The 21,661-nt window shown below is 61.1% G+C and carries 22 protein-coding genes; 17 read left to right on the top strand and 5 right to left on the bottom strand.

Annotation, left to right across the window (positions count from 1 at the left end; all coding sequences use genetic code 11):
* The first annotated feature begins 294 nt into the window (after window positions 1-294).
* Window positions 295-756: a hypothetical protein gene (locus SOP85_RS18170; RefSeq protein ID WP_323627761.1), complete on the top strand. Its 462-nt coding sequence runs from the start codon at window positions 295-297 to the stop codon at window positions 754-756.
* Window positions 757-871: 115 nt separating this feature from the next.
* On the opposite strand, the gene SOP85_RS18175 is transcribed toward SOP85_RS18170, so the two are convergent.
* A complete protein-coding gene (locus SOP85_RS18175; RefSeq protein WP_323627762.1) occupies window positions 872-1,549 on the bottom strand; it encodes an alpha/beta fold hydrolase in 678 nt (225 codons plus the stop codon).
* An 81-nt stretch (window positions 1,550-1,630) separates the two neighbouring features.
* Here SOP85_RS18175 and ccoN (SOP85_RS18180) point away from each other — a divergent pair, with 81 nt between their 5' ends.
* The 16 genes from ccoN (SOP85_RS18180) (at window position 1,631) to SOP85_RS18255 (ending at window position 17,795) form a co-directional block, all read left to right on the top strand.
* On the top strand, window positions 1,631-3,055 hold the full coding sequence (ccoN, locus tag SOP85_RS18180; protein WP_323608432.1) for a cytochrome-c oxidase, cbb3-type subunit I: 1,425 nt from the start codon (window positions 1,631-1,633) through the stop codon (window positions 3,053-3,055).
* Between the two features lie 10 nt (window positions 3,056-3,065).
* Window positions 3,066-3,674 (top strand): cytochrome-c oxidase, cbb3-type subunit II, encoded by a 609-nt coding sequence (gene ccoO / locus SOP85_RS18185; protein WP_274077978.1) that lies wholly within the window; start codon window positions 3,066-3,068, stop codon window positions 3,672-3,674.
* A gap of 3 nt (window positions 3,675-3,677) precedes the next feature.
* Window positions 3,678-3,875 (top strand): cbb3-type cytochrome oxidase subunit 3, encoded by a 198-nt coding sequence (locus SOP85_RS18190; protein ID WP_323627763.1) that lies wholly within the window; start codon window positions 3,678-3,680, stop codon window positions 3,873-3,875.
* Window positions 3,872-4,825: a cytochrome-c oxidase, cbb3-type subunit III gene (gene ccoP / locus SOP85_RS18195; protein WP_323627764.1), complete on the top strand. Its 954-nt coding sequence runs from the start codon at window positions 3,872-3,874 to the stop codon at window positions 4,823-4,825. Before SOP85_RS18190 ends, ccoP (SOP85_RS18195) begins: the two co-directional genes overlap by 4 nt.
* 481 nt (window positions 4,826-5,306) lie before the next feature.
* Window positions 5,307-6,749, top strand: coding sequence for a cytochrome-c oxidase, cbb3-type subunit I (gene ccoN, locus SOP85_RS18200; protein ID WP_274077975.1), 1,443 nt, complete (start codon window positions 5,307-5,309; stop codon window positions 6,747-6,749).
* On the top strand, window positions 6,749-7,357 hold the full coding sequence (gene ccoO / locus SOP85_RS18205; RefSeq protein WP_274077974.1) for a cytochrome-c oxidase, cbb3-type subunit II: 609 nt from the start codon (window positions 6,749-6,751) through the stop codon (window positions 7,355-7,357). Before ccoN (SOP85_RS18200) ends, ccoO (SOP85_RS18205) begins: the two co-directional genes overlap by 1 nt.
* 5 nt (window positions 7,358-7,362) lie before the next feature.
* Window positions 7,363-7,548, top strand: a complete 186-nt coding sequence (locus SOP85_RS18210) for a CcoQ/FixQ family Cbb3-type cytochrome c oxidase assembly chaperone (protein WP_032831505.1) — start codon at window positions 7,363-7,365, stop codon at window positions 7,546-7,548.
* On the top strand, window positions 7,545-8,528 hold the full coding sequence (ccoP, locus tag SOP85_RS18215) for a cytochrome-c oxidase, cbb3-type subunit III (RefSeq protein ID WP_323627765.1): 984 nt from the start codon (window positions 7,545-7,547) through the stop codon (window positions 8,526-8,528). Before SOP85_RS18210 ends, ccoP (SOP85_RS18215) begins: the two co-directional genes overlap by 4 nt.
* Before the next feature lie 781 nt (window positions 8,529-9,309).
* Window positions 9,310-10,725, top strand: coding sequence for a cytochrome c oxidase accessory protein CcoG (ccoG, locus tag SOP85_RS18220; protein WP_323608436.1), 1,416 nt, complete (start codon window positions 9,310-9,312; stop codon window positions 10,723-10,725).
* Window positions 10,726-10,736: 11 nt separating this feature from the next.
* On the top strand, window positions 10,737-11,276 hold the full coding sequence (locus SOP85_RS18225; RefSeq protein WP_323627766.1) for a FixH family protein: 540 nt from the start codon (window positions 10,737-10,739) through the stop codon (window positions 11,274-11,276).
* Window positions 11,277-11,414: 138 nt separating this feature from the next.
* Window positions 11,415-13,865: a heavy metal translocating P-type ATPase gene (locus SOP85_RS18230; protein ID WP_323627767.1), complete on the top strand. Its 2,451-nt coding sequence runs from the start codon at window positions 11,415-11,417 to the stop codon at window positions 13,863-13,865.
* 22 nt (window positions 13,866-13,887) lie between these two features.
* Complete coding sequence (gene ccoS / locus SOP85_RS18235) at window positions 13,888-14,106, top strand: cbb3-type cytochrome oxidase assembly protein CcoS (RefSeq protein ID WP_008057874.1); 219 nt, start codon at window positions 13,888-13,890, stop codon at window positions 14,104-14,106.
* Entirely contained in the window at window positions 14,099-14,782 is a 684-nt protein-coding gene (locus SOP85_RS18240) for a sulfite exporter TauE/SafE family protein (RefSeq protein ID WP_323627768.1), read from the top strand. The genes ccoS and SOP85_RS18240 overlap by 8 nt, the downstream gene beginning before the upstream one ends.
* A gap of 176 nt (window positions 14,783-14,958) precedes the next feature.
* Window positions 14,959-16,341, top strand: a complete 1,383-nt coding sequence (gene hemN / locus SOP85_RS18245; RefSeq protein ID WP_323627812.1) for an oxygen-independent coproporphyrinogen III oxidase — start codon at window positions 14,959-14,961, stop codon at window positions 16,339-16,341.
* Window positions 16,342-16,434: 93 nt separating this feature from the next.
* Complete coding sequence (gene fnr / locus SOP85_RS18250) at window positions 16,435-17,169, top strand: fumarate/nitrate reduction transcriptional regulator Fnr (protein WP_274077968.1); 735 nt, start codon at window positions 16,435-16,437, stop codon at window positions 17,167-17,169.
* 77 nt (window positions 17,170-17,246) lie between these two features.
* Window positions 17,247-17,795, top strand: a complete 549-nt coding sequence (locus tag SOP85_RS18255) for an adenine phosphoribosyltransferase (protein WP_046819458.1) — start codon at window positions 17,247-17,249, stop codon at window positions 17,793-17,795.
* 146 nt (window positions 17,796-17,941) lie between these two features.
* Here SOP85_RS18255 and SOP85_RS18260 read toward each other — a convergent pair whose 3' ends face one another.
* The 4 genes from SOP85_RS18260 to SOP85_RS18275 form a co-directional block, all read right to left on the bottom strand.
* A complete protein-coding gene (locus tag SOP85_RS18260) occupies window positions 17,942-19,090 on the bottom strand; it encodes an acyl-CoA dehydrogenase family protein (protein WP_323627769.1) in 1,149 nt (382 codons plus the stop codon).
* Window positions 19,091-19,283: 193 nt separating this feature from the next.
* On the bottom strand, window positions 19,284-19,886 hold the full coding sequence (gene recR / locus SOP85_RS18265; RefSeq protein WP_323627770.1) for a recombination mediator RecR: 603 nt from the start codon (window positions 19,884-19,886) through the stop codon (window positions 19,284-19,286).
* Window positions 19,887-19,948: 62 nt separating this feature from the next.
* Window positions 19,949-20,986 (bottom strand): NADP-dependent oxidoreductase, encoded by a 1,038-nt coding sequence (locus tag SOP85_RS18270; RefSeq protein WP_323627771.1) that lies wholly within the window; start codon window positions 20,984-20,986, stop codon window positions 19,949-19,951.
* Between the two features lie 273 nt (window positions 20,987-21,259).
* On the bottom strand, window positions 21,260-21,598 hold the full coding sequence (locus SOP85_RS18275) for a YbaB/EbfC family nucleoid-associated protein (protein WP_007933349.1): 339 nt from the start codon (window positions 21,596-21,598) through the stop codon (window positions 21,260-21,262).
* Window positions 21,599-21,661: the final 63 nt, after the last annotated feature.

The raw sequence follows: 21,661 nt of genomic DNA on the forward strand, positions 1-21,661 counted from the left end.
TTAACCGCTGATTGATGCTGGCTGATACAGAACCCGGACAGTGAAAGCTTCCGGGTTTTTTGTTGCATCAGTGAAAGCCAAGTTGCCTGACAGGGCCTCTTCGCTGGCAAGCCAGTTCCTACAGTGGTTTGCGGTGTTCATGAATTCGCGTCACAAACCACATCTACGAAACCACGCAAATATCAATAATTCCACTGTCATTTGTGACAGTTACACTGCTGCGGAAAAAATCTTAGGGTGTTCCTCACGGCATCGACAGAACGTCAATGTCAATACCCACGAGATGAAGCTGAAATGGATAACAATTTCGAACGCATGTTAGAGACAATGAAACAACCGAACCCAGGTACCGATGGCACTTTCAGGTGGCGCTTGGATTCAGAGCTCGACTGGACCGAAGCGACCACTGCTCGCGCGGAACTTTGGAGTCTTTCTGGTGGACGGAAAAAATGGTGCGTGTACGCCCGGAAAGGCTCCCACCTAACAAATGACCTTTTCCACTATATTTTCCAGTTTGACTACATTGACGAAAACATTATTGACAAGACACTTAATCTAGGAGAGCAGGGGCTTACCTTTGAACATTATTACTCGATCGGCAATCCAAAATACAACGTAATAGAAGCACTATCTGCTAAAGTCTCTATCAGACTCGATCCGAAGAACAACACTTTCAAGGGTCACTTTGAAGCGACATTCGGCTCCAACGTCAAATCTCCCAACGGCGAATTCGATTTGACAAGACAACCAGTCTAAAGTTAATGACGTGGCAGGCTATCCCAACTAGTGGTAGCTGCCCCCCACAATGGATGAGTGCACCTTATCCATTGTGGGGTTACTCACAATGAGGCCATGAGCGCTGTCGAAAGATTCACTGGAGAAACGCCGCCACCCGACTCGCCGCCGAAGCCAAATGCTGCTCATGGGTAAATCCCGAAGCCTTCAACGGCTTCAAATCATGATCCCCCGCCACCAGCCAGAACACTTCGATGTTCGGTGACAACGCATAACCCTCGACCGCCTCACGATTACCCAACGCATCCCGCTCGCCCTGCACGATCAGCGTCCGCGTTTTCAATCCAGCCAAATGTTCGACCCGCGGTTTCTCCGGTTTGCCCACGGCATAAAACGGATAGCCAAGGCACACCAGCGCGTCCGCGCCCAGTTCATCGGCCAGCAAACTGGCCATGCGCCCGCCCATGGACTTGCCGCCAATGGCCAAGGGCCCAGTGACATGACGTCGCACTTCGCCGTACACCTCACGCCAGCATTCCAGCAGTTTCGCCGCCGGATTCGGCGGGCGTTTGCTGCCATCGACACGCCGCTGAGCCATGTACGGAAATTCAAAGCGCAGCACGTTGACGCCGTGTGCGGCAAGGCGTTGCGCCATGTCGCTCATCCAGTCGCTGTCCATCGGCGCGCCGGCGCCGTGGGCCAGGATCAGGGTCGCCGAGGCCTTGCCGCTGGTGGCATTCCACAACCATCCGTGATCCCGCACGCACTGCGCCCATTGATCCCCGTCAATACCGGCCTTGTGCTGTTTGTCCATGCTTGCCTCGCTTTTAGTCTGCCTATAACTCCGGCCAAAGGGTGCGTTTGCACACTTGGGCTGAACCGTGGATGGGGAACCATGAACACTTCTATCAGTACCGCCTACAACTATAAGGTGGTCCGCCAATTCGCCATTATGACGGTGGTGTGGGGCATCGTCGGCATGGGGCTCGGGGTTTTTCTCGCTGCCCAGTTGGTCTGGCCGGAACTCAACTTCAATTTGCCCTGGACCAGCTTCGGCCGCCTGCGCCCGCTGCACACCAACGCGGTGATCTTCGCCTTCGGCGGTTGCGCCCTGTTCGCCAGTTCGTTTTATTCGGTGCAACGCACCTGCCAGGCCCAGCTGTTTGCACCGAAAATCGCCGCCTTCTGTTTCTGGGGCTGGCAGCTGGTGATCCTGCTGGCGGCCATCAGCCTGCCGCTGGGCTACACCAGTTCCAAGGAATACGCCGAGCTGGAATGGCCGATCGACATCCTGATCACCATCGTCTGGGTCGCCTACGCCATCGTGTTCTTCGGCACGATCATGCAGCGCAAGACCAAGCACATCTACGTCGGTAACTGGTTCTTCGGTGCGTTCATCGTCACCGTGGCGATCCTGCACATCGTCAACAACATGGAGTTGCCGGTCAGCTTCACCAAGTCCTATTCGCTGTACTCCGGTGCCACCGACGCCATGGTGCAATGGTGGTACGGGCACAACGCCGTGGGGTTTTTCCTCACCGCCGGTTTCCTCGGGATGATGTATTACTTCGTGCCGAAACAGGCTGAGCGTCCGGTGTACTCCTATCGCCTGTCGATCGTGCACTTCTGGGCGCTGATCACCCTGTACATCTGGGCCGGCCCCCACCACCTGCACTACACCGCCTTGCCGGACTGGGCGCAGTCGCTGGGCATGGTGATGTCGCTGATCCTGCTGGCGCCAAGCTGGGGCGGGATGATCAACGGCATGATGACCCTGTCGGGCGCCTGGCATAAGTTGCGCAGCGACCCGATCCTGCGTTTCCTCGTGGTGTCGCTCGCGTTCTACGGCATGTCGACCTTCGAAGGGCCGATGATGGCGATCAAGACCGTCAACGCCCTCTCCCACTACACCGACTGGACCATCGGCCACGTGCACGCCGGCGCGCTCGGCTGGGTCGCGATGATTTCCATCGGCGCGCTGTACCACATGATCCCGAAAATCTTCGGTCGCGCGCAGATGCACAGCATCGGCCTGATCAACGCGCACTTCTGGCTCGCCACCATCGGCACGGTGCTGTACATCGCCTCGATGTGGGTCAACGGCATCGCCCAGGGCCTGATGTGGCGCGCCGTCAACGAGGACGGCACGCTGACCTACTCCTTCGTCGAAACCCTGGTGGCCAGCCACCCTGGCTTCGTCGTGCGACTGGTGGGCGGGGCGATCTTCTTCAGCGGCATGTTGCTGATGGCCTACAACACCTGGCGCACCGTGCGGGCCTCGCAGCCTGCCGAAGCCGCCGCTGCCGCGCAGATGGCCTGAGGAGTCCGCCATGAAACACGAAACTATCGAGAAAAACGTCGGCCTGTTGCTGCTCCTGATGATCCTGGCCGTGAGCATCGGCGGCCTGACCCAGATCGTCCCGCTGTTCTTCCAGGACGTGACCAACAAGCCGGTGGAAGGCATGAAGCCCTACACCGCGCTGCAACTGGAAGGCCGCGACATCTACATCCGCGAAGGCTGCGTCGGTTGTCATTCGCAGATGATCCGCCCGTTCCGCGCCGAGACCGAACGCTACGGGCACTACTCGGTGGCCGGCGAAAGCGTCTGGGACCACCCGTTCCTCTGGGGTTCGAAACGCACCGGGCCGGACCTGGCCCGGGTGGGCGCGCGTTACTCCGATGACTGGCACCGCGCGCACTTGTACAACCCGCGCAACGTGGTGCCGGAATCGAAGATGCCGGCCTACCCGTGGCTGGTGGCCAACGCGGTCGACAGCAACCACACCGAAACCAAGCTCAAGGCCATGCGTACCCTGGGCGTGCCCTATACCGACGACGACATCGCAAGCGCAGCCGAGTCGCTCAAGGGCAAGTCCGAAATGGACGCACTGGTTGCCTACCTGCAAGTGCTCGGCACTGCGATCAAGAGCAAGAGGTGAGCCATGGTCGTTGAAATGAGCACTGGAATGATCCGCGGCCTGGGCACGGTCGTGGTGTTCGTGGCCTTCGTCGGCCTGACGCTGTGGGTCTTCAACGGCAAGCGCAGCGCGCAATTCGCCGAAGCGCGCCTGCTGCCGTTCGCCGACGAGCCACACCCCGAGATCCCCGAAGAATCCGCCACAAGGAGCACCCGGCCATGACCACTTTCTGGAGTACGTGGATCTGCGTACTGACCATCGGCAGCCTGATCGGCCTGACCTGGCTGCTGATCGGCACCCGCAAGGGCGAAACCAAGGGCAGCGTCGACCAGACCATGGGCCACAGCTTCGACGGCATCGAGGAGTACGACAACCCGTTGCCGCAATGGTGGTTCATGCTGTTCGCCGGCACCCTGGTGTTTGCCGTCGGTTACCTGATCCTCTATCCGGGCCTTGGCAACTGGAAAGGCATCCTGCCCGGCTACGCCAACGGCTGGACCGGCGTGCACGAGTGGGAAAAGGAAATGGACCGGGCCGACGCCCGATTCGGGCCGATCTTCGCCAAATTCGCCGCCATGCCGCTGGAGGAAGTGGCCAAGGACCCGCAAGCACTGAAAATGGGGGGTCGCCTGTTCGCCTCCAACTGCTCGGTGTGCCACGGCTCGGATGCCAAGGGCGCATTCGGCTTCCCCAACCTGGCAGACAGCGACTGGCGCTGGGGCGGCGACGCCGACACCATCAAGGCCACCATCCTGGGTGGACGCATGGCGGCGATGCCGGCCTGGGGTGAAATCCTCGGCGAAGCGGGGGTGAAGAACGTTGCCGCCTATGTCCGCCATGAATTGGCAGGCCTGCCATTGCCGGCGGACAGCAAGGCCGACCTGCAAGCCGGACAGCAAGCGTTCAGCAGCACCTGCACCGCCTGTCACGGGGCCAACGGCCAGGGCACTGCAGCCATGGGCGCGCCAAACCTGACGCACCCGGCCGGTTTCATCTACGGCACGGGGTTGACCCAGCTCGAGCAGACCATCCGCCATGGTCGCCAGGGTCACATGCCGGCGCAGAATGAGCTGCTCGGCAACGATAAAGTACAGTTGCTTGCGGCTTATGTGTACAGCCTGTCACATGGATTGAATACAGAAAACCTGCAAGTCGAAGGCAAAAAGCAATAGTTCGCAACACCCCCACTGCCGCATTCTTTCGGATGCGGCAGTTCCCTGCCCCTTTGCGACCCATTGTCGCACCCTTCCAAACCTCCCCTTTCGAATCCCCGGATTCGGGTCTACGCTTGATCGATGGGGACTGGCCCGTGCCGGTTCCAGGTCTTCCTTGCACGATGTGTTCAACCAATCGGCCGATTGAAAGGCCGCAAAGGCAGGTAGATACCGGCTGTCGAGCCAAATGCCGTCGGTCGGCGATCAGGCCTTTTCAACACACCCCGTTACAAGTGACCTGAACCCCCTCGCTTCTTCCGTTCCCTGCGACATTTTGTCCGAGGCCAATTTTGACCCTACGCGGCGCATGGAAAGGCCGCAGAATCAGCATTTGAAAGCATTGACCCAGGTCATGGCGCGTTGCAATGACCCCCTGCTTTCTACATACTTGCGGCCGATTTTTAATCCTAATAAAACACCCAAACCGTGGAACCTTAGAATGAGCACAGCAATCAGTCCGACTGCTTATAACTATAAGGTAGTCCGCCAGTTCGCCATCATGACGGTGGTCTGGGGGATCCTTGGCATGGGGCTCGGTGTCTTCATCGCCTCGCAACTGGTCTGGCCGGAATTGAACTTCGGTCTGCCCTGGACGAGCTTTGGACGCCTGCGCCCGTTGCACACCAACCTGGTGATTTTCGCCTTCGGTGGTTGTGCACTGTTTGCCACTTCCTATTACGTCGTGCAGCGAACCTGCCAAACGCGACTGATTTCCGACAGCCTCGCGGCCTTCACCTTCTGGGGTTGGCAAGCGGTGATCGTCGGCGCCATCGTTACCTTGCCGTTGGGTTACACCACCACCAAGGAATACGCTGAGCTGGAATGGCCGATCGCCATTCTGCTGGCCATCGTCTGGGTTACCTACGGCCTGGTGTTCTTCGGCACCATCGTCAAGCGCAAGACCAAGCACATCTATGTGGGCAACTGGTTCTACGGTGCCTTCATCGTCGTGACGGCGATGCTGCACATCGTCAACCACATGTCGCTGCCGGTCAGCCTGTTCAAGTCCTACTCGGCCTACTCGGGTGCGACCGACGCGATGATCCAGTGGTGGTACGGCCACAACGCCGTAGGTTTCTTCCTGACCACGGGCTTCCTGGGGATGATGTACTACTTCGTGCCGAAACAGGCCGAGCGTCCGATCTACTCCTATCGCCTGTCCATCGTGCACTTCTGGGCGCTGATCACCCTGTACATCTGGGCCGGTCCTCACCACCTGCACTACACCGCTCTGCCGGACTGGGCTCAGTCCCTGGGCATGGCCATGTCGATCATCCTGCTGGCACCAAGCTGGGGCGGCATGATCAACGGCATGATGACCCTTTCGGGCGCCTGGCATAAGCTGCGCACCGACCCGATCCTGCGGTTCCTGGTGGTGTCCCTGGCGTTCTACGGCATGTCGACCTTCGAAGGGCCGATGATGGCGATCAAGACCGTCAACTCGCTGTCGCACTACACCGACTGGACCATCGGCCACGTACACGCCGGCGCGCTGGGCTGGGTTGCGATGATCTCGATCGGCGCGATCTACCACATGATCCCGAAACTGTTCGGTCGCGCGCAGATGCACAGCATCGGCCTGATCAACACGCACTTCTGGCTCGCGACCATCGGTACCGTGCTGTACATCGCTTCGATGTGGGTCAACGGCATCACCCAGGGCCTGATGTGGCGTGCAATCAACGACGACGGCACCCTCACCTACTCCTTCGTCGAAGCACTGCAGGCCAGCCACCCTGGCTTCATCGTGCGTGCCCTGGGCGGTGCGTTCTTCGCCGCTGGCATGCTGTTCATGGCCTACAACGTATGGCGTACCGTACGTGCCTCGAACCCGGCAGAAGCTGAAGCTGCCGAACAGATTGCTGTAGTTGGAGCTCACTGATGAAGCATGAAGCAGTCGAGAAGAACATTGGCCTGCTGGCCTTCTTCATGGTTATCGCCGTCAGTGTCGGCGGCTTGACCCAGATCGTTCCGCTGTTTTTCCAGGACGTCACCAACAAGCCGGTCGAGGGCATGAAGCCCCGCCCGGCCCTTGAACTGGAAGGCCGCGACGTCTACATCGCCAACGGTTGCGTCAGCTGCCACTCGCAGATGATCCGCCCGTTCCGTGCTGAAACCGAACGTTACGGCCACTACTCGGTCGCCGGTGAAAGCGTGTGGGACCACCCGTTCCTGTGGGGTTCCAAGCGTACCGGTCCGGACCTGGCCCGTGTCGGCGGTCGTTACTCCGATGACTGGCAGCGTGCGCACTTGTACAACCCGCGCAACGTTGTGCCTGAGTCGAAAATGCCGGCCTACCCGTTCCTCGTGGAAAACAAGCTCGACGGCAAGGAAACCGCGAAGAAAATGGAAGTCTTGCGCACGCTCGGCGTCCCTTACACCGACGAAGACATCGCCGGTGCACAGGATGCCGTTAAGGGCAAAACCGAAATGGACGCGCTGGTGGCCTATCTGCAAGGCCTGGGCACCATCATCAAAAGCAAACGGTGATCTAAATGGATATCGGGATGATTCGTGGCCTGGGCACCGTAGTCGTGATGGTGGCCTTCGTCGGTCTGGCGTTGTGGGTATTCAGTCCCAAGCGCAAGTCGGAGTTCGAAGACGCGACCTTGCTGCCTTTTGCGGATGATCCCGAAGCCATCAAGCACGTCGAGCAAGCTTCTAGGAGTAACAAAGAATGACTACATTCTGGAGTCTGTATGTCACAGTCCTCAGTCTCGGTACGATCTTTTCCCTGACCTGGCTGCTGCTGTCGACCCGCAAGGGCCAGCGCACCGAGGCGACCGAAGAGACGGTTGGCCACTCCTTCGACGGGATCGAGGAGTACGACAACCCCCTGCCGAAATGGTGGTTCATGCTGTTCGTGGGCACCATCATCTTCGCCCTGGGCTACCTGGTGCTGTACCCGGGCCTGGGCAACTGGAAAGGCCTGCTGCCGGGTTACAACTACCTGGATAACGAGAAGCAGACCGCGTTTGCCAACGGCCAGACCGGCTGGACCGGCGTTCACGAGTGGGAAAAGGAAATGGCCCGCTCGGACGCCAAGTTCGGTCCGATCTTCGCCAAGTTCGCTTCCATGCCGATCGAAGAGGTGGCCAAGGATCCACAGGCGCTGAAAATGGGCGGCCGCCTGTTCGCCTCCAACTGCTCGGTCTGCCACGGTTCCGACGCCAAGGGTGCCTATGGCTTCCCTAACCTGACCGACGCCGACTGGCGCTGGGGCGGCGAAGCGGAAACCATCAAGACCACCATCATGGGCGGCCGTCACGCGGTGATGCCGGCGTGGGCTGAAGTGATCGGCGAGCAAGGCGTGGCGGACGTTGCCGCTTTCGTCCTGACCAACCTTGATGGCCGCAAGCTGCCGGAAGGCACCAAGGCCGACCCGGTTGCCGGGCAGAAACTGTTCGCGGCCAACTGCGTGGCGTGCCACGGTCCGGAAGGTAAAGGCACCCCGGCGATGGGCGCACCCGACCTGACCCACCCGGCCGCGTTCATCTACGGTTCGAGCTTCGCGCAACTGCAGCAGACCATCCGTTACGGCCGTCAGGGCCAGATGCCTGCGCAAGAGCAGATGCAGGGCAACGACAAGGTTCACCTGCTGGCCGCTTACGTCTACAGCCTGTCGCATGGCGAGAAGGCTCCGGTGGCGGACGCCCAGTAAGGCAAACGCTTGATGCAACAAAAAACGGCCCCGCCAATGTGAATTGGCGGGGCCGTTTCTATTGTGGCTTACGCTCGTCTATAGATGCCCACGACTCATTCTGGCAGCAATGGGCAACGGCGACCCAAGCGTATTCAATGCCTGCATGAACCTGGGAGAGACTCATGCACCCCCGGCAGCTTATGGAAGGCGACCGCCACCCAAGGAGTCCAGGCCACCCGTTCCGCGCTTGTTGTCAGCAGCAATCCCCCTGGGGCGGGCTTTATCGATAGAAGACTCAATCGTGTGAGTCGTGGTACTGGACGTCGTCTGAGGAGCTGGAGCCGTGCAACCGGTCACAGGTTTCGGCTCCGGGGTGACTTGTGGCTCGGCAGCCGGGATTTGCGCAGCGGTGGGTTCATCTTCATGATGGGTCATGGTTACTTTTCCTTAAGTAAATTATTGAATGTTCAAGCTGCGACATGGTTACTGTCGCCGATCCAGAGTACGCATTTCATATTGACGATGCCATCCAGCATTGTTCTCAAACTATTACCCGGACCATAAGCCCTGAAATCGTCCAGGGTGGATAAAGGGCAAAAGCGAATTGTCTATAGTCAAGTGACCTGCATCATGTTTTGTTACATTCGCTACACCATTGTTGATTTTTCCCCAACGCGACCAAAGGTCGCACCCTTGAGCTAGAGCGACAGGCGTATCATTGGGCCACTGCGACACCTCTTTTTGACCGCGGTCGGCACGTACTGACCGAGGCATTTTTCCACTGCCGTGGGATGCAATGATGAGCAACCAGATTCCGGTACACGACGTCACCCCGCCCGCCAAGAACGCGAACAACAGCGTCGACCTCTACGCCTCCAGGGAAAAAATCTACACCCGTGCCTTTACCGGCATTTTCCGCAACCTGCGAATGGCAGGCGGTGCCGCGCTGTTCCTGTTGTATTTCGGTACGGTGTGGCTCAACTGGGGCGGGCACCAGGCCGTCTGGTGGAACCTGCCTGAGCGCAAGTTCTTCATCTTCGGTGCCACCTTCTGGCCCCAGGATTTCATCCTGCTGTCCGGCATGCTGATCATCGCCGCCTTCGGCCTGTTCTTCATCACGGTGTACGCCGGCCGGGTCTGGTGCGGCTACACCTGCCCGCAGAGCGTGTGGACCTGGATCTTCATGTGGTGCGAAAAGGTCACCGAAGGCGACCGCAACCAGCGCATCAAACTCGACAAGGCGCCGATGAGCGCCAACAAGTTCCTGCGCAAATTCAGCAAGCACAGCCTGTGGCTGTTGATCGGTTTCGTGACGGGCATGACTTTCGTTGGCTACTTCTCGCCGATTCGCGAACTGGTGATTCAGTTCTTCACCGGCGAGGCGGATGGCTGGTCGTATTTCTGGGTCGGTTTCTTCACCCTCGCCACCTACGGCAACGCCGGCTGGCTGCGCGAGCAAGTGTGCATCTACATGTGCCCGTACGCACGCTTCCAGAGCGTGATGTTCGACAAGGACACGCTGATCGTCTCCTACGACCCGCGCCGTGGCGAAAGCCGTGGCCCGCGCAAGAAGGGCATCGACTACAAGGCCCAGGGCCTGGGCGACTGCATCGACTGCACCATGTGTGTCCAGGTTTGTCCGACCGGGATCGACATCCGCGACGGCCTGCAGATCGAGTGCATTGGCTGCGCGGCGTGCATCGATGCCTGCGACGCGATCATGGACAAGATGGAGTACCCGCGCGGCCTGATCAGCTACACCACCGAGCACAACCTGTCCGGGCAGAAAACCCATAAGCTGCGCCCGCGCCTGATTGGCTATGCCGTGGTGCTGATGGCGATGATCGGTGTGCTGGTGACCGCATTCTTCATGCGTTCACTGGTCGGTTTCGACGTCAGCAAGGACCGCGTGCTGTACCGTGAGAACGCCGAAGGCCGGATCGAGAACGTCTATAGCCTGAAGATCATGAACAAGGACCAGCGCGACCACAGCTATGTGCTCGAGGCCACCGGCCTGCCGGACCTCAAGCTGCAAGGCCGGCGTGAGATCAAGGTGGCGGCCGGCGACATCATCAGCCAGCCGGTCGAACTGTCGGTGGCCCCGGAACAATTGCCGTCGAGCACCAACGAGGTGAAATTCATCCTCAAGGACGCCGATGACGCCAGCATCCACGTTGAAGCCAAGAGCCGATTCATCGGCCCACAAAATCGTTGAGAGAAGTGATCATGCCCGCAGCAACTGCCGCAAGTCCCTGGTACAAGCACCTTTGGCCGTGGATCATCATCGGGATCCTGGCCTGCTCGGTGACCCTGACCTTGTCCATGGTGACCATCGCGGTGAAAAACCCGGACAACCTGGTCAACGACAACTACTACGAGGCTGGCAAAGGCATCAACCGTTCACTCGACCGTGAACTGCTGGCGCAGACCCTGTTGATGCGCGCCAGCATTCACCTGGATGACGTGACCGGTGAAGTCGACCTGCGCCTGAGCGGCAACAGCCAGCCGGCGACGCTTGAGCTGAACCTGATCTCGCCGACGCAACCGGAAAAGGACCGCAAGATCACTCTCACCCGCAGCGACACTGAAACGGGCCGCTACATCGGCCAGTTGAGCGACAAGATCGAAGGCCGCCGCTTCATCGAATTGCTCGGCAGCCAGGATGACCACATCTGGCGCATGTTCGAGGAAGAACTGGTCAACCACGACAAAGAGCTGCTGCTGGGTGACGAGCCGCTGCAAGGCGCGGAAGACCTGAAGAAATAGAAAGCTGCGCTTCGCGCATCAATGTAGGAGCTGCCGCAGGCTGCGATCTTTTGATCTTGCTTGTTAAGATCAAAAGATCGCAGCCTCGTTTCACTCGTCAGCTCCTACAGCGATAGCGCCCTCCCCGGACAATTTTGAATGACCACCCCAACCCCCTGCTACCACTGCGCCCTGCCCGTCCCGGCCGGCAGCCGCTTCACCGCCGCCGTGCTCGGGGAGTCCCGCGAATTCTGCTGCCCGGGCTGCCAGGCCGTGGCCGAGGCCATTGTCGCCGGCGGGTTGGAGAGCTATTACCAGCATCGCAGCGAAGCCTCGGCCAACCCCGAAGCACTGCCGGTGCAATTGGTCGATGAACTGGCGCTGTACGACCGCGCCGACGTGCAGCAACCCTTTGTTCGCCACGAAGGCGAACTGGCCGAAACCACCCTGCTGATCGAAGGCATCAGTTGCGCCGCCTGCGGCTGGTTGATCGAAAAACACCTGCGCACCTTGCCGGCCGTTGCCGAAGCACGCCTGAACCTGTCCAACCATCGCCTGCACGTGCGCTGGGCCGACGCGCAATTGCCGCTGAGCCGGGTGCTCGCCGAGCTGCGCCACATCGGCTACGCCGCTCACCCCTACCAGGCCGACCGCGCCAGCGAACAACTGGCCAGCGAAAACCGCCTGGCCCTGCGCCAGCTCGGCGTGGCCGGTTTGCTGTGGTTCCAGGCGATGATGGCGACCATGGCCACCTGGCCGGAATTCAACATCGACCTCAGCCCCGAGCTGCACACTATCCTGCGCTGGGTCGCGCTGTTCCTGACCACGCCGATCGTGTTCTACAGCTGTGCGCCATTCTTCAAGGGCGCCATGCGCGACCTGCGCACCCGGCACCTGACCATGGACGTTTCGGTGTCGCTGGCCATTGGTAGCGCCTACATCGCCGGGATCTGGACCTCCATCACCGGGGTCGGCGAGCTGTATTTCGATGCCGTCGGCATGTTTGCGCTGTTTCTGCTGGCCGGGCGCTACCTGGAACGGCGAGCCCGGGAACGCACCGCCGCCGCGACCGCGCAACTGGTCAATCTATTGCCCGCTTCATGCCTGCGCCTGGGTGGCGACGGCCAGAGCGAGCGCATCCTGCTCAGCGAACTGCGGGTCGGCGATCAGGTGCTGGTGCATCCGGGGGCGATCCTGCCGGCCGACGGCAAGATCCTCGACGGCCAGTCAAGCATCGACGAGTCGCTGCTGACTGGCGAATACCTTCCGCAGCCACGCACCCCGGGCGACGCCGTCACCGCCGGCACACTGAATGTGGAAGGTCCGTTGACCGTCGAAGTCCTGGCCCTGGGTCAGGACACCCGCCTCTCGGCCATCGTGCGCCTGCTCGACCGCGCCCAGGCGGAAAAACCCCGACTGGCGGAAATCGCCGATCGTGCCGCGCAATGGTTCCTGCTGCTGTCGTTGATCGCCGCCGCCGCCATCGGCCTGCTGTGGTGGGAGCTGGACCCTTCGCGGGCCTTCTGGATCGTGCTGGCGATGCTGGTCGCGACCTGCCCCTGCGCCCTGTCCCTGGCCACGCCGACCGCCCTCACCGCTGCCACCGGCACCCTGCACAAGCTGGGTTTGCTGTTGACCCGCGGCCATGTGCTGGAAGGATTGAACCAGATCGACACGGTGATTTTCGACAAGACTGGCACCCTCACCGAAGGTCGCCTGGCGCTGCGCTCGATCCGCCCCCTCGGCACTCTCGACAGCGACCAGTGCCTGAGTCTCGCCGCGGCCCTGGAGAACCGTTCCGAACACCCGATTGCCCGCGCTTTCGGTCGCGCGCCGCTGGCCGCCGAGGACGTTCACAGCACGCCAGGGCTTGGCCTCGAAGGGCGGGTCGGCGCTAAACGCCTGCGCATCGGCCAGCCCGGTTTTGTCTGCGCACTCAGTGGCGCGGTTGTGCCAACGATTCCGGACGAAGCCGGCCAATGGCTGCTGCTCGGCGATAGCCAGGGGCCGCTGGCGTGGCTGGTGCTCGACGACCGTTTGCGCGCCGACGCCCCTGCCCTGCTCGCCGCTTGCAAGGCACGCGGCTGGCGCACCCTGTTGCTGTCCGGCGACAGCTCGCCGATGGTCGCCAGTGTCGCGGCCGAGCTGGGTATCGACGAGGCCCGTGGGGGCCTGCGCCCGGACGATAAACTGCAGGTCCTGCAACAACTGCACAAGGAAGGCCGCAAGGTGCTGATGCTCGGTGACGGGGTCAACGATGTTCCCGTCTTGGCCGCCGCCGATATCAGCGTGGCCATGGGCTCGGCTACGGACCTGGCGAAAACCAGCGCCGACGCCGTGCTCCTGTCCAACCGCCTCGATGCCCTGGTGCAAGCCTTCAGCCTGGCACGGCGCACCCGTCGGGTGATCATCGAGAACTTGCTGTGGGCGGGGCTGTACAATGGCCTCATGTTGCCGTTCGCCGCCCTCGGCTGGATCACGCCTGTGTGGGCCGCGGTCGGCATGTCGATCAGTTCGTTGACCGTGGTGCTCAACGCCCTGCGCCTGACTCGCCTGCCGAGCGCGCCGACTGCCCGCACCACGCCAGCAACCCGCCCGCTGCCGGCCTGAGCCGTGCGGGCATGGAGTCCAGATGCCAGCTCTCTACGTGATGATTCCAGCCGCGCTGTTGATCGTGGCCATCGCCGTCTACATCTTCTTCTGGGCGGTCGACAGCGGTCAGTACGACGACCTCGACGGCCCGGCCCACAGCATCCTGTTCGACGACCAGGACCCGAACCACACCGCGGCGGTCGACGAGGCCAGCGGCCACCCGCCGAAACCCGACGACAAGGCGCCGCCCCATGCTTGAATTGGCGCCGCTGCTGGTATCGGCGCTCATCCTCGGCCTGCTCGGTGGCGGGCATTGCCTGGGCATGTGCGGCGGCTTGATGGGCGCATTGACGTTGGCCATCCCCAAGGAGCAGCGCAGCCGCCGCTTTCGCCTGCTGCTGGCCTACAACCTGGGGCGCATCCTCAGCTACGCCGCCGCCGGCCTGTTGATCGGCCTGGCCGGCTGGGCGGTGGCCAACAGTCCCGCGGCGATGTTCATGCGTGTGCTCGCCGGCCTGCTGCTGATCGCCATGGGGCTGTACCTGGCCGGCTGGTGGAGCGGGCTGACGCGCATCGAAAGTGTCGGTCGCGGCCTGTGGCGGCATATCCAACCGGTGGCCAACCGCCTGCTGCCGGTGTCGAGCCTGCCCCGCGCGCTGCTGCTGGGCACGCTCTGGGGCTGGCTGCCGTGCGGCCTGGTCTACAGCACCTTGCTGTGGTCGGCCAGCCAGGGCAATGCGCTGGACAGTGCGCTGTTGATGTTGGCGTTTGGGCTGGGGACCTGGCCTGTTTTGCTCGCTACGGGGCTGGCGGCTGAACGGGTGACGGCGTTGTTGCGTAAACGCAGCGTGCGCATGGCGGGCGGGTTGTTGGTGATGTTGTTTGGGATCTGGACCTTGCCGGGGCCGCATCAGCATTGGCTCATGGGGCATTAAAAGCATAAGATCGCAGCCTGCGGCAGCTCCTACATGGGATGGCATTACACCTGTAGGAGCTGCCGAAGGCTGCGATCTTTTGATCTTGATCCTCCTTGATGCAAATCAAGATGCCCCACCCCGCCCTCGCATAAAGTGGCTGACACTGCCAGCCTATCCGGGGGAATGCCCGCATGATGCTCGACGCCATTCGTTGGGACACCGATCTGATCCGCCGTTATGACCTGGCGGGACCGCGCTACACCTCCTACCCGACCGCCGTGCAATTCCACAGCCAGATCAGCCCGTTCGACCTGCTGCATGCCCTGCGCGACAGCCGCAAGGCCGCGCGCCCGTTGTCGCTGTACGTGCACGTGCCGTTCTGCGCGAACATCTGCTACTACTGCGCCTGCAATAAGGTCATCACCAAGGATCGCGGCCGCGCGCTGCCCTATCTGCAGCGCCTGGAACAGGAGATCCAGTTGATCGCCTGCCACCTCGACCCGACACAAAAAGTCGAGCAGCTGCACTTTGGCGGCGGCACACCGACCTTCCTCAGCCACGACGAGTTGCGCCAGTTGATGGCCCACCTGCGCAAACACTTCAATCTGCTGGACGATGATTCCGGCGACTACGGCATCGAAATCGACCCCCGCGAAGCCGACTGGTCGACCATGGGCCTGTTGCGTGAACTGGGCTTCAATCGGGTCAGCATTGGCCTGCAAGACCTTGACCCGGCCGTGCAACGCGCGGTCAACCGCCTGCAGAGCCTGGAGGAAACCCGCGCGGTGATCGACGCCGCCCGCACCCTGCAGTTTCGCTCGATCAACATCGACCTGATCTACGGGCTGCCCAAGCAGACCCCGGAGAACTTTGCGCGCACCGTCGACGAAGTCATCAGCCTGCAACCGGACCGACTCTCGGTGTTCAACTACGCACACCTGCCGGAACGCTTCATGCCGCAACGGCGGATCAACAGCAACGAGCTGCCGACACCCGCGCAAAAACTGCAAATGCTTCAGGGCACCATCGAGCAACTGACCGCCGCCGGCTACCGCTACATCGGCATGGACCACTTCGCGCTGCCCGACGATGAACTGGCGATTGCCCAGGAGGAAGGGACCCTGCAACGCAACTTCCAGGGCTACACCACCCACGGGCATTGCGACTTGATTGGCCTGGGCGTGTCGGCGATCAGTCAGATCGGCGACCTGTACTGCCAGAACAGCAGCGACCTGAACCAATACCAGAACGCCCTGGCCTCGTCACAGCTGGCCACCAGCCGTGGCCTGCTGTGCAACGCCGATGACCGACTGCGTCGCGCCGTAATTCAGCAGCTGATCTGCAATTTCAGCCTGGAATTCGCCCAGATCGAACAGGCCTTCAATATCGATTTTCAAGGTTATTTCGCCGAACTTTGGCCGCAATTGCAGTGCATGGCCAAGGATGGCCTGATTGAGTTCGATAGCGAACGCATCACGGTGTTGCCGGCAGGTCGCTTGATGGTGCGCTCGGTGTGCATGGTGTTCGATGCCTACCTTGCGCAACACAGTCAGCAAAGGTTTTCCCGGGTGATCTAGATCCCTGCGACAAATCCGCCGCGTGCTGGCCTCAATGTCCTACAGTGGGTTACCCTTACAGCTTATGTGTGTTTTCCCACAAGGATTGAAGAAATGTCCGAGCCAGTAAAATTGCGCGCTCACACCCAGGCACATTGCAAGGATTGCAGCCTGGCCCCGCTGTGTTTGCCACTTTCTCTGAATCTGGAAGATATGGATGCGCTGGACGAAATCGTCAAACGGGGACGCCCGCTGAAAAAGGGCGAGTTTCTGTTCCGCCAGGGCGACCGGTTCGACTCGGTCTACGCCGTGCGCTCCGGAGCCCTGAAGACCTTCAACCTGAGCGATGGCGGCGAAGAACAGCTCACCGGTTTCCACTTGCCGAGCGAACTGGTCGGGCTGTCGGGCATGGACACCGAAAAGCATCCGGTGTCGGCACAGGCGCTGGAAACCACCTCGGTGTGTGAAATCCCCTTCGAACGTCTCGACGAACTGGCCCTGCAACTGCCGCAGTTGCGTCGTCAGCTGATGCGCGTGATGAGCCGCGAGATTCGCGACGATCAGCAGATGATGCTGTTGTTGTCGAAAAAGACCGCCGACGAGCGCATCGCCACCTTCCTGGTCAACCTGTCGGCGCGCTTCCGCGCCCGGGGTTTCTCGGCCAATCAGTTCCGCCTGAGCATGTCGCGCAATGAAATCGGCAACTACCTGGGCCTGGCGGTGGAGACCGTGTCGCGGGTGTTCACGCGCTTCCAGCAGAACGAACTGATCGCCGCCGAAGGCAAGGAAATCCGCATCCTTGACCCGATCCAGCTGTGCGCCCTGGCCGGTGGCTCCCTCGAAGGCTGATTCGGCCGATCGCGGCTGAGCGAAACGGTTCAGCCGCCGTTATACTGTGTCGTTTGCAGCCTGCCAGGACATCTTCGATGGTCTTCGACTCCTTCGACATCAAATCCCTCATCCGCCCCGTGATCGACTTTCCCAAGCCCGGCGTGATCTTTCGCGACATCACCCCGCTCTTCCAGTCGCCCACGGCCCTGCGCCTGGTGATGGACAGTTTCGCCCACCGCTATGTCGAGGCGGATTTCACCCACATTGGCGCCATGGATGCCCGGGGTTTCCTGATCGGTTCGGTGCTGGCGTATCAGCTGAACAAGCCGCTGGTGCTGTTTCGCAAGCAAGGCAAGTTGCCAGCCGACGTCCTGGCCGAAGGCTATGCGACGGAGTACGGCGAAGCGTTTCTTGAAGTGCACGCCGACAGCCTGTGCGAAGGTGATTCGGTGGTGATGTTCGACGACCTGATCGCCACTGGCGGCACCCTGATTGCGGCGGCGAACCTGGTTCGGCGCATGGGTGCGCGGGTTCATGAAGCGGCGGCGATCATTGATTTGCCGGAGCTGGGTGGATCGCAGCGCCTGGAAGACATGGGGATTCCTACTTTTTGCCTGACGCAGTTTGCTCTTACCGATAAGTAAGTAGCGCCTGAAAGGGCCTCTTCGCGAGCAAGCCCGCTCCCACAGGGAATCTTGGTGTACAGAAATGTTGTGCACGACGCAAATCAACTGTGGGAGCGGGCTTGCTCGCAAAAGCGTCAGCCGCTACAACATCAACCTAAAACTTGTCACAACCCAATCTGCTTGCTGATGATCTCGTTCATCACTTCCCGCGTCCCCCCGCCAATCGAAAGAATCCGGTTATCCCGGTACAACCGCTCCACCAGGCTCTCGCGCATGTAACCCAGGCCACCGAGGATCTGCACGGCATCGTGGGTGATCCGGTCTGCCGTATCCGTGGCAAAATTCTTGGCCATGGAGATTTCCTTGATCACGCTCTTGCCCGCCGCCATCTTCGCCGCCTGCCGGTAGGTGAATTCCCTTGAGACTTCAAGTGCCGTGGCCATCTCCGCCAGGCGATGCTTGATCACCTGGAACTTGCCGATCGGCTTGCCAAAGGCTTCACGCTCGCGCGCCCACTTGAGGCTCTCCTCAAGGGCAAGCTGCGCAGTCATGTTGGCCATCAAGGCCAGCGCCAGGCGTTCGTTCTGGAAATTGCCCATGATGCAGGCAAAACCCATGTTTTCGCTGCCGATCAGATTGCCTACGGGCACCTGGCAATCATCGAAGAACAGTTCGGCCGTGTCCGACGCCCACCAGCCCATTTTCTTCAATGGCCGTCCGACGGTGAAACCCGGTGAGCCCTTCTCGATCAACAACAGGCTGATGCCGGAAAAGCCCGGCTCGCCGGTGCGCACCGCGACGGTGTAGAAATCCGCGCGCACACCGCTGGTGATGAAGGTTTTACTGCCGCTGACCCGGTAGAACTCGCCCTCACGCACGGCGCGGGTTTGCAGGTTGGCGACGTCGGAACCGCCGCCGGGTTCGGTGACGGCCAGGGCGCTGATTTTCTCGCCGGACAGCACCTGGGGCACGACCCGGTCACGGATTTGCGGCCTGGCCCACTTGAGAATCGGCGGCAAGCCGATGTCCAGCGACCCCAGCCCCGCCACCAGGCCCCCGGAGCCACAGCGCATCAGTTCTTCGCTGGCGGCGATCTTGGCAAACACATCGCCCTCGTGGCTGCCACCCAGGCTCTGTGGATAACCGATGCCGAGAATCCCCGCCGCACCGGCCTTCAGGTAAAGCTCTCGGGGAAAGCTTTCGGCTTCTTCCCACTGGTCGATGTCCGGCAGGATCTCGCGCTCGACGAAACGTCTTACACTGTCGCGGACCATTTGGTGGCTGGGGTCGAAGTATTCCTCGAAAGCAGGCATCGGCGAACTCCACTGAAGGGTTCAGGGAAGTTAACCGAGCGCTTGCTTGGTTTTCAACAGGATTGTGTGAATCAGCGAGACCGAGGCGCCTGCATCGCCAGCAAGCCGGCTCCTACAGGGGTTCTGTATGCACCGCTAATGCCATGTGGGAGCGGGCTTGCTCGCGAAGGCGTCAGTAAAAACACCACACAACTTAGAGGGAAATCGGCTTTCGCCCCGCAAACGAATGCGCCAGCGTCCCGCCATCCACCAACTCCAACTCCCCCCCCAACGGCACGCCATGGGCGATGCGCGACGCGATCAGGCCTTTGCTGCTGAGCAACTGGGCGATGTAGTGCGCGGTGGCTTCGCCTTCCACCGTCGGGTTGGTGGCGAGGATGACTTCAGTGAACGTGCCCGCCTCCTCGATCCGCGCCATCAACTGCGGAATGCCGATCGCCTCCGGGCCCAGCCCGTCAAGCGGCGACAGGTGACCCTTGAGCACGAAGTAGCGGCCACGGAAACCGGTCTGCTCCACGGCGTAGACGTCCATCGGCCCTTCCACCACGCAGAGCAAGGTGTCGTCGCGCCGGGTATCGGCGCATTGCGGACAGAGGTCGTCTTCGGTCAGGGTGCGGCACAGACGGCAGTGACCGACCCCGTCCATGGCCTGGCTCAGGGCCAGTGCCAGGCGCGAGCCACCACTGCGATCACGCTCGAGCAACTGCAACGCCATGCGCTGGGCGGTTTTCTGACCCACACCTGGCAAAATTCGCAGGGCGTCGATCAGTTGGCGAATCAAAGGGCTGAAGCTCATGGGGAAAAGTCCGACGAAAACAACGAGACGCGGTTTATACCCGCGCCTCCGTTGAGCGTCAATTATTGCGCTGGCGCCACCCGTACCACCAACTTGCCGAAGTTGCGGCCTTCGAGCAGGCCGATGAACGCATCAGGCGCATTCTCCAGGCCATCGACCACGTCTTCGCGGAACTTCACCTTGCCATCGCGCACCCACGACGCCATCGCGCTGATGAATTCCGGCTGGCGATCGCCGTAGTCGTCGAACACGATGAAACCCTGGATCCGTACGCGCTTGGTCAGCAACGTGCGTTGCAACAGTGGCAGACGATCCGGGCCACTCGGTGCTTCGCTGGCGTTGTAGGACGCAATCAGGCCGCAGAGCGGAATCCGCGCCTTGGGGTTGAGCAACGGAACCACAGCGTCGAACACCTTGCCACCGACGTTCTCGTAATAGATATCGATGCCCTTGGGGCACGCCTGCGCCAGCTCGTCTACGAAGTCCGGGCTCTTGTGGTCGACGCAGGCATCGAAGCCCAGCTCCTCGACCACGTAACGGCACTTGTCCGCGCCACCGGCTACGCCGACCACACGCAGGCCCTTGATCTTGGCTACCTGACCTACCACCGAACCGACGGCGCCTGAGGCCGCGGCGACCACGAGGGTCTCGCCTTCCTTTGGCTGGCCGATGTCCATCAAGCCCATGTAGGCAGTCATGCCCGGCATGCCCAGCACACCCAGGGCCATGGACGGGCTGGGCAGCCCCGACGGTACCGGAATGATACTTCGACCGTCGTTGATGCTGTGGCTCTGCCACCCCGTGGCGCCCACCACCAGATCCCCTTCATGAAACTTGGGATGGCGCGAACGCTCGACCCGGCTGACCGCACCGCCGGTCATCACGTCGCCGATTTCCACCGGCGCGGCGTAGGACGGCGCATCACTCATGCGCCCACGCATGTAGGGATCCAGCGACAGATAAAGGGTCTTGAGCAGCACCTGACCCTCTTCCAGATCGGGGAGCGCGACCCGCTCCATGCGGAAGTTTTCCGGTGTTGGCGCGCCGACCGGGCGCGAAGCCAGGACGATTCGTTGGTTGAGGGTCATGGGGTCGGACATGGCAGCGTCTCCTTTGATCGATGAAGTTCGGTGATATAGGGAGCAGACCTTTGTGGCGGTATGGCGTTCGATGTTTATTCAGTGAGACCGCGTTGCCCCCTTCGCGAGCAAGCCCGCTCCCACATTAGATCTGCGGCGTGCACAAAATCAATGTGGGAGCGGGCTTGCTCGCGAAGAGGGCCTGGCAGTCACAGCACTTCTTCCTGCCAGAAACAAAAATGCCAGACGCGATGCCTGGCATTTTTTGTAGCTCATCTGCCGCCTGAAGGCGAATCAGAATGGCAGTTTCATGCCCGGTGGCAGTTGCATGCCAGCGGTCATGCTGCCCATTTTGTCCTGGCTGTTGGCTTCGATCTTGCGCACGGCGTCGTTGACGGCCGCAGCGAACACCGCTTCCAGCATTTCCTTGTCATCTTCGCTCAGGCCTTCGACCAGGCTTGGGTCGATGGTCACGCGCTTGACGTCGTGACGACCGGTCATCACCACGGTGACCATGTCGCCACCGGCTTTACCGGTGACTTCGGCGTTGGCCAGCTCTTCCTGCATCTTGGCCATTTTTTCCTGCATCTGCTGTGCCTGCTTCATCAGGCCGGCCATGCCACCTTTCATCATGGGAATCACCTCAAAAGTACTTGGATTAAAACGGCGCCCCGCCCGTTCGGGCGAGCGCCTTCA

The organism is Pseudomonas sp. YuFO20, assembly GCF_035064975.1.
GTDB lineage: Bacteria > Pseudomonadota > Gammaproteobacteria > Pseudomonadales > Pseudomonadaceae > Aquipseudomonas > Aquipseudomonas putida_AE.

Coding starts and splice junctions, on each gene's coding strand:
- SOP85_RS18170 (WP_323627761.1), top strand. CDS start 295: ATGGATAACAATTTCGAACGCATGTTAGAGACAATGAAACAACCGAAC.
- SOP85_RS18175 (WP_323627762.1), bottom strand. CDS start 1,549: ATGGACAAACAGCACAAGGCCGGTATTGACGGGGATCAATGGGCGCAG.
- ccoN (WP_323608432.1), top strand. CDS start 1,631: ATGAACACTTCTATCAGTACCGCCTACAACTATAAGGTGGTCCGCCAA.
- ccoO (WP_274077978.1), top strand. CDS start 3,066: ATGAAACACGAAACTATCGAGAAAAACGTCGGCCTGTTGCTGCTCCTG.
- SOP85_RS18190 (WP_323627763.1), top strand. CDS start 3,678: ATGGTCGTTGAAATGAGCACTGGAATGATCCGCGGCCTGGGCACGGTC.
- ccoP (WP_323627764.1), top strand. CDS start 3,872: ATGACCACTTTCTGGAGTACGTGGATCTGCGTACTGACCATCGGCAGC.
- ccoN (WP_274077975.1), top strand. CDS start 5,307: ATGAGCACAGCAATCAGTCCGACTGCTTATAACTATAAGGTAGTCCGC.
- ccoO (WP_274077974.1), top strand. CDS start 6,749: ATGAAGCATGAAGCAGTCGAGAAGAACATTGGCCTGCTGGCCTTCTTC.
- SOP85_RS18210 (WP_032831505.1), top strand. CDS start 7,363: ATGGATATCGGGATGATTCGTGGCCTGGGCACCGTAGTCGTGATGGTG.
- ccoP (WP_323627765.1), top strand. CDS start 7,545: ATGACTACATTCTGGAGTCTGTATGTCACAGTCCTCAGTCTCGGTACG.
- ccoG (WP_323608436.1), top strand. CDS start 9,310: ATGAGCAACCAGATTCCGGTACACGACGTCACCCCGCCCGCCAAGAAC.
- SOP85_RS18225 (WP_323627766.1), top strand. CDS start 10,737: ATGCCCGCAGCAACTGCCGCAAGTCCCTGGTACAAGCACCTTTGGCCG.
- SOP85_RS18230 (WP_323627767.1), top strand. CDS start 11,415: ATGACCACCCCAACCCCCTGCTACCACTGCGCCCTGCCCGTCCCGGCC.
- ccoS (WP_008057874.1), top strand. CDS start 13,888: ATGCCAGCTCTCTACGTGATGATTCCAGCCGCGCTGTTGATCGTGGCC.
- SOP85_RS18240 (WP_323627768.1), top strand. CDS start 14,099: ATGCTTGAATTGGCGCCGCTGCTGGTATCGGCGCTCATCCTCGGCCTG.
- hemN (WP_323627812.1), top strand. CDS start 14,959: ATGCTCGACGCCATTCGTTGGGACACCGATCTGATCCGCCGTTATGAC.
- fnr (WP_274077968.1), top strand. CDS start 16,435: ATGTCCGAGCCAGTAAAATTGCGCGCTCACACCCAGGCACATTGCAAG.
- SOP85_RS18255 (WP_046819458.1), top strand. CDS start 17,247: ATGGTCTTCGACTCCTTCGACATCAAATCCCTCATCCGCCCCGTGATC.
- SOP85_RS18260 (WP_323627769.1), bottom strand. CDS start 19,090: ATGCCTGCTTTCGAGGAATACTTCGACCCCAGCCACCAAATGGTCCGC.
- recR (WP_323627770.1), bottom strand. CDS start 19,886: ATGAGCTTCAGCCCTTTGATTCGCCAACTGATCGACGCCCTGCGAATT.
- SOP85_RS18270 (WP_323627771.1), bottom strand. CDS start 20,986: ATGTCCGACCCCATGACCCTCAACCAACGAATCGTCCTGGCTTCGCGC.
- SOP85_RS18275 (WP_007933349.1), bottom strand. CDS start 21,598: ATGATGAAAGGTGGCATGGCCGGCCTGATGAAGCAGGCACAGCAGATG.